The 7,180-nt window shown below is 43.0% G+C and carries 6 protein-coding genes; all 6 read left to right on the top strand.

All coding sequences use genetic code 11. The features are described from left to right. Positions 1-343 precede the first annotated feature (343 nt). The 6 genes from Q0Z70_RS12565 to Q0Z70_RS12540 all read left to right on the top strand — a co-directional run bounded on the left by Q0Z70_RS12565 (position 344) and on the right by Q0Z70_RS12540 (position 7,110). On the top strand, positions 344-1,678 hold the full coding sequence (locus tag Q0Z70_RS12565) for a site-specific integrase (RefSeq protein WP_298075029.1): 1,335 nt from the start codon (positions 344-346) through the stop codon (positions 1,676-1,678). 7 nt (positions 1,679-1,685) lie between these two features. Continuing rightward, positions 1,686-2,627: a DUF6043 family protein gene (locus Q0Z70_RS12560; RefSeq protein WP_298075027.1), complete on the top strand. Its 942-nt coding sequence runs from the start codon at positions 1,686-1,688 to the stop codon at positions 2,625-2,627. Positions 2,628-2,796: 169 nt separating this feature from the next. Continuing rightward, the gene (locus Q0Z70_RS12555; protein ID WP_298075025.1) at positions 2,797-3,111 is read left to right on the top strand and encodes a helix-turn-helix domain-containing protein; all 315 of its coding nucleotides are present in this window, start codon (positions 2,797-2,799) and stop codon (positions 3,109-3,111) included. A 4-nt stretch (positions 3,112-3,115) separates the two neighbouring features. Continuing rightward, the gene (locus tag Q0Z70_RS12550; RefSeq protein ID WP_118166063.1) at positions 3,116-4,306 is read left to right on the top strand and encodes a primase-helicase family protein; all 1,191 of its coding nucleotides are present in this window, start codon (positions 3,116-3,118) and stop codon (positions 4,304-4,306) included. A gap of 232 nt (positions 4,307-4,538) precedes the next feature. Continuing rightward, positions 4,539-5,495, top strand: coding sequence for a toprim domain-containing protein (locus Q0Z70_RS12545; protein ID WP_298075020.1), 957 nt, complete (start codon positions 4,539-4,541; stop codon positions 5,493-5,495). A gap of 211 nt (positions 5,496-5,706) precedes the next feature. Further along, positions 5,707-7,110, top strand: coding sequence for a mobilization protein (locus Q0Z70_RS12540; RefSeq protein WP_298075018.1), 1,404 nt, complete (start codon positions 5,707-5,709; stop codon positions 7,108-7,110). The last annotated feature ends 70 nt before the right edge of the window (positions 7,111-7,180 follow it).

Genomic DNA, 7,180 nt, shown 5'->3' with positions numbered 1-7,180 from the left:
TGTGCGCTTAACGTACTTTGTTTCTGTCTTTTCCATAATGTTACTTTTTGTTGTAACGCTATTTCAGGACTAGACATATTCATAAAATAAAGGAACCAAGCTTCTATAAATCAGATGCTTAGTTCCTTTGCTTGTACCCAGACCCGCATTTGAAATATATAAATTGGGAACAATCCTATTAAATAGAAAATCAAAGAAAAATAAAGCATTATACACTAATATTCAATGTATTACAAACACACACTTAGTTAATTCTATTTAATCGGATTAAAATAAATTCGGGATGATTGGGAACAATTTGGGAACAATTTATATATTTGTACCGTTACTAAAAATTCCGATTATGAAAGCAACAGCCTTTATCCGAAAATCCGCAAGTAAAAACGACACCAATAGTGTAGCTACAATCTATTTCCGATTAAGAGATGGTAAAAAGGACATTAAAGCTGCCAGTGAGCTGACAATTAACCCAAATCACTGGAGTAGCGAGAAGCAAGGTTATAAAGACAGAGTAGCCCTTGTTCATGAAGAAAAGAAACTGGCACTGAACAACGAAGTACAGAACATCATCAACCTGATAAGTCAAGAGTACACACCGGAAGCTGACAGCGAATGGCTAAGTACACTCATAGACAAATATCATCATCCAAACAGATATAAAACAGAAGAAGAGATTGCAGCGGAAACCAAACCCACCTTGCTGGATTTGTTTGCTGAATTTCTTGTCAAGCATAAATTATCAGAAGTTCGCATCAAGAACTTTCGAGTAGTACAACGTGCGTTAGCACGTTATGAACTATATGTAAGGGCAACGAAGAGAGGACAAAAGGGCTTTATCCTTGACGTGGATTTGGTAACACCTGACACGCTTCGGGATATGTGGGATTTCTTTCAGAACGAATACCAGTACTATGAACTTTACCCGAGCATTTATGAAGCCATTCCCGAAAAGAGGACACCACAACCCAGAAGCAAGAACACGCTGATAGACTGTTTTTCAAGAATACGTACATTCTTCTTGTGGTGCTTCGATAACAAGCGTACCACAAACAGACCTTTCGACAAATTCCCGATAGAAGAATGTACATACGGTACACCTTATTATATAACACTTGAAGAGAGAGATAGAATTTTCAATGCCGACCTTTCAGCTACCCCACAACTGGCAATACAGAGAGATATATTCATATTTCAGACACTGATAGGATGTCGGGTGAGCGACTTCTACCGAATGACCAAACTAAATGTGGTCAATGAAGCCATAGAGTATATTCCCAAGAAAACCAAAGAGGGGAATCCGGTTACGGTACGTGTTCCACTTAACGACAAAGCGAAGGAAATCCTTGAACGCTACAAAGAATATGAGGGAAAACTGTTGCCGTTCATATCCGAGCAAAAGTACAATGATGCCATAAAAAAGATATTCAAGTTGGCTGGAGTTGACCGCATCGTAACAATCTTAGACCCGTTGACGCACAACGAAATCAAACGACCTATTTATGAAGTGGCAAGCAGCCATCTGGCAAGACGTACGTTTATCGGCAATATCTATAAAAAAGTGAAAGACCCGAACCTTGTTTCCGCACTGTCGGGACACAAGGAGGGAAGCAAAGCTTTCAGACGATACAGAGATATTGACGAAGAAATGAAGAAAGACCTTGTAAAACTATTAGACTGATACTTGTATGGGACAACAGGAATATGACAATTTCAAAAGACTGATAAAGGAATGGCTCGACAGCCATCCGAATGAATATGCTGATTTCGTAGAAGAAATGAGCGACAAGAAGTTCAAAGGATTCTTCAATATTTTCAATACGGCTGTAAGGCTTGTTCCAAAATATAAAGAAGCAGCACGCAAGAGAATAGGTGATGATAGAAACCCTGATTTCGAGGAACTGGAAAATGTTCTTTTACAATCAGACCTTGCCGAGAAGATAGTGAATGAGTTTCATACCCCGAACAAGAGAAGCATTGTCCCTGCCATGCTCGCATGGCTCTATTACGGACGAAGCTATGAGTGCATGGTGGAACAGGGTGAGGAACTGACCAAAAGAAAGGATATTCCCACCTTATACAAATGGCTTGTTTCCGGTATGGTCAAGTTCATTATCAGAAAAAGCATCGCCAATGGCATGAGAACCAAAGAGGACTGGCAAGTGTTCAGGAAGCAACAGAAAGCCATTGAGGAAAACTCTCTTGTGGAATGGGCAATAGAAGAAGATAAATACATGGACGAGGAAGAAACAGATATGTTGCAGGAAGAACAGCCAAAGACCGCAGGGCGCAAAGCCGATACACGCACGTTGCCCGAACTTCTGATAGAAAGGCATGACATACTGATTGAAAGAATTGGTACACGATTAAAAACCCATGCTACGGAAACAGATATAGCACGGCTGTTTATCGCACTGGTGGAATACCGCTTCATGCGGAAGTGTCCCATCAAGACTTTCAGAAACGCATTGCACGAGCAGTTCAATGAACAAGAAATCGTTCACGAAAGAGGCATCCAGAAAGCATACAGAAATCTCATTTCACCACTTGGAAACAGCAAGAAACTGGTAAAAGACATTGGTGAAGACCATGAAGCCATCGAGGAATTGAAAGCCTATCTATCCAATTGAAGTTCGTTTAATTCGCTTTTCGTTTTTACGAATTTAACAAATTGAATATCATTGTTTTACGATTGATTTTCATTATATATTTGCGCCACTATCCTAATCGGGGTAGTGGCTTTTCGTTTATAATACTGCCGAAACGGGAAGTCTTACAACCGGCAGTTTCAAGAAGCCTATGACAGACATATTGGCAATTATTCAAAACGGAAACGGCAACATCAAGTTGGAAGTAACAGGAGAAGATTTGCTATTATTCTCCAACCAGTTAATCAGCCGTGCGAAACATGAACTTTCTACCGCCATTGCGGAGGCAAGAAAGGAGAAGTACCTCACCAAAGAGGAAGTGAAAAAGATGTGCGGTGTTTGTGATACCACACTCTGGCACTGGTCTAAGAAAAACTATCTGAAGCCTGTAAAGGTTGGCAACAAGGTCAAATACCGCCAATCCGACATTCAGAGAATTTTAGGTGAACACAACCCTTTAATCTAAGCCTATGAAGGAGGAAGAATATATGCGCGTAGGAACAACTTTGTACAAGGTGGTCAATCAGCCATGCGCCAATGGCGGTTATGAAAAGAAACGTGTCGTATGGAACAACAGCACATTACGGCAGGACTATGGAAAGAACTATCTTGCCACCGTCCCCAAGTATGACGGCTTTTGCACCGTTCCCAATCATCTGAACTACCAAAAGGAGATTGAGGGGTTTCTGAACCTTTACGAGCCGATAGAGCATAAACCGCAGCAGGGGGACTTCTCCCACATCCAATCCTTGATACGGCACATCTTCGGAGAACAATACGAGCTGGGCATGGACTATATGCAACTGCTGTATCTACAGCCGACACAGAAGCTACCCATTGTCCTACTTGTTTCAGAGGAACGCAACACTGGCAAAAGCACGTTCTTGAACTTTCTGAAAGCCGTGTTTGAGAATAATGTGACTTTCAACACCAACGAGGATTTCCGCAGCCAGTTCAATTCCGACTGGGCAGGAAAGCTGCTAATCGTTGTGGACGAAGTTTTGCTCAACCGCAGGGAAGACAGCGAACGGTTGAAAAACCTGAGCACCACTTTCACCTACAAGGTGGAAGCCAAAGGCAAAGACCGAACGGAGATTGCTTTCTTTGCCAAGTTCGTGCTATGTTCCAACAACGAATATCTGCCCATACTCATAGACGCAGGAGAAACACGCTACTGGGTGCGGAAGATAATGCCGTTGCAGAGTGATGATACCAACTTTCTGCAAAAGCTAAAAGCGGAAATACCCGCATTTCTTTATTTCCTGACCCAAAGGGAACTATCCACAACACAGGAAAGCCGTATGTGGTTCAACCCAAGACTGACACATACCGCAGCCTTGCAGAAAATAATCCGAAGCAACCGCAACCGACTGGAAATAGAAATGACCGAGTTGTTGCTTGACATCATGTCGAACATGAACGTGGAAAGCGTATCATTCTGCCTGAACGACCTTGTAACCTTGCTACTCTATTCACAGGTTAAGGTTGAAAAGTATCAAGTGAGGAAAGTTGTGCAGGAAGTATGGAAACTTACTTCCGCACACAATTCGCTATCCTACACCGCTTATGAGTTCGCACCCCATCGTGAGTGCCACTATGAGCCGAAAAGGAAAACTGGTCGGTTTTATACGGTAACGAAAGAACAACTGACCGCTATCTAATTATTTTGATGAAATGATGAATAAGGGAAGTAACATATTGCCTTACAGATAGATATGTATTCATCAAACACTCATCAACAACGATTGCTGATGAAAAAAGAAAACATCATTTCTCTTTTGGCAAGCAATCTGATGAGAAAAAGATGAACCGATACAGTTCTGTTTAACAGCGTGTTACATTTCAAATTCATCAAATCATCATTTTTTCATTCACCAACAAATCCGTAAGAAAATGACAATAGAAGAAGCTAAGAGCATACGAATAGCCGACTACCTGCACAGCTTGGGTTATTCACCAGTAAAACAACAAGGTATCAACCTTTGGTACAAATCCCCATTTCGGGAAGAGAGTGAAGCATCGTTCAAAGTGAATACCGAACGTGAACAATGGTATGACTTCGGTTTGGGAAAGGGCGGAAACATCATTGCACTGGCTGCACATCTGTATGCTACCGACCATGTACCTTACATTTTGAAACGGATAGCGGAGCAGACACCGCACGTGCGCCCGGTATCTTTCTCTTTTGGAAAGCAAAACTCTTCCGAGCCGAGCTTCCAACAGTTGGAGATTCTTCCGTTGTCATCTCCTGCCCTGCTTGCCTACTTACAAGGTAGAGGAATTAACATAGAACTGGCGAAAAGAGAATGTAGTGAAGCCCGTTTCACCCACAACGGCAAGCGGTACTTTGCCATCGCCTTTCCCAATGCTTCGAGTGGGTTTGAGGTTCGCAACCGCTATTTCAAGGGCTGCATCGCTCCAAAGGAAATCTCCCACATCAGACAGTCTGGGAAAGCGAGGAATACCTGTTATGTGTTCGAGGGATTTATGGACTACCTCTCCTTTCTGACATTGAGACAGGAGAGCTGCCCAAATTATCCGGAATTGGACGGACAGGACTATATCGTATTAAATTCCGTATCGAATGTGAATAAAGCTCTCTATCCGTTGGGCAGCTACGAACGCATCCACTGTTTTTTTGATAACGACCATGCAGGCATGGAAGCCCTCCAACAAATCCGCAAGGAATACGGCAGAGACCGATACATCCGTGACGCTTCACAGACTTACAGCGGATGCAAGGACTTGAACGAATACTTACAGAAACAGGCTGAGAAAAAAGGGCAGCTCCAATCCGTCAAAGAAGTAAGCAGCCAGTCACCGAAAAAGAAAAACGGCTTTCGGTTATAGCCCACTATAACTACACGCTCCGCTTTCGTAGTTGTGGGCTCTCCCGAGGGGATTAGGGCTTTGCCCTAATGACCCACTCAGGGCGTTTCACCCCTGAGAACCCCGAGCAAAGAGTGACCCTCTCTTTGCAATCTCCGCTTATGGGTTACCCCTAAGAACCCCTCTGCGAAAGCGAGCAAAGTAAATCAATTGTAAACAAAGGAAAGAAGCTATGGCAACAAAATCAAGCATACATATCAAGCCTTGCAACATCGCATCGAGCGAGGCACACAACCGAAGGACTGCCGAGTATATGCGTAATATCGGGGAGTCCAGAATCTATGTCGTTCCCGAACTTTCCACCGATAACGAACAGTGGATAAATCCCGACTTCGGCACTCCCGAACTGCGAACTCATTATGACAATATCAAGCAAATGGTCAAGGAAAAGACCGGACGTGCCATGCAGGAAAAGGAAAGGGAACGCAAGGGAAAGAATGGAAAGATTATCAAGGTGGCGGGATGCTCACCCATCCGTGAAGGAGTATTGCTTATCAGACCGGACACCACACTGGCTGATGTACGCAAATTCGGTGAAGAGTGCCAAAGACGCTGGGGCATCACTCCGCTACAGATTTTCCTGCATAAAGACGAAGGGCATTGGCTGAACGGTCAGCCGGAAGCAGAAGACAAGGAGAGCTTCCAAGTCGGTAACAGATGGTTCAAACCAAATTATCATGCTCATGTCGTATTCGACTGGATGAACCATGAAACTGGAAAAAGCCGAAAGCTCAATGATGAGGATATGGCAACCATGCAGACCCTTGCTTCCGATATTCTCCTGATGGAACGTGGGCAGGCAAAAGCTGTCACTGGTAAAGAGCATCTGGAACGGAACGATTTCATCATAAAAAAACAGAAAGCCGAACTGCAACGTATAGAGGAAACCAAACGACACAAGGAGCAACAGGTAAGCCTTGCCGAACAGGAACTCAAACAGGTAAAAGCTGAGATACGCACGGACAAACTAAAGAAAACAGCCACCAATGCTGCTACCGCCATAGCAAGCGGTGTAGGTTCTCTTTTCGGAAGCGGTAAGCTGAAAGAACTGGAACATCACATCGAGCAGCTACATCAGGAAATTACCAAACGGGACAAAGCTACTGATGAATTAAAAATTCAGATACAACAAATACAGGAACAGCATAGCAGACAAATTCGTAATCTTCAAGGAATACATAATCAAGAACTTGAAGCCAAAGACAAGGAAATATCACGGTTGAACACCATTCTCGAAAAAGCATTATGCTGGTTCCCATTGCTCAAAGAAATGCTGAGAATGGAAAAACTATGCTATGTCATTGGCTTTACCAAGGGGATGGTTGATTCTCTTTTATACAAAAGGGAAACAATCAGGTGCAGCGGAAAAATCTATTCCGAAGAGTATCGACGGAGATTTGAAACAAAAAATGCCACTTTCAAAATTGAGCAAAGTCCGGTTGATGGGAACAAGTTGGTGCTGACAATAAACCGACAACCAATCAGCGAATGGTTCAAGGAGCAATGGGAGAAACTAAGGCAAGGTTTGCAACAAACGGTGGAAGAACCAAGAAAAAGCAGGGGATTTAAACTGTAATTGTTAAATTAATCAAACTACGTAAAGAGGAGTAATCAAATATCTCTTTGATAGCTCCTTTTTCGTGTTT

Origin of the sequence: uncultured Bacteroides sp., from assembly GCF_947632445.1 — a bacterium.
GTDB lineage: Bacteria > Bacteroidota > Bacteroidia > Bacteroidales > Bacteroidaceae > Bacteroides.
This window is presented reverse-complemented; position numbering and strand designations above follow the sequence as displayed.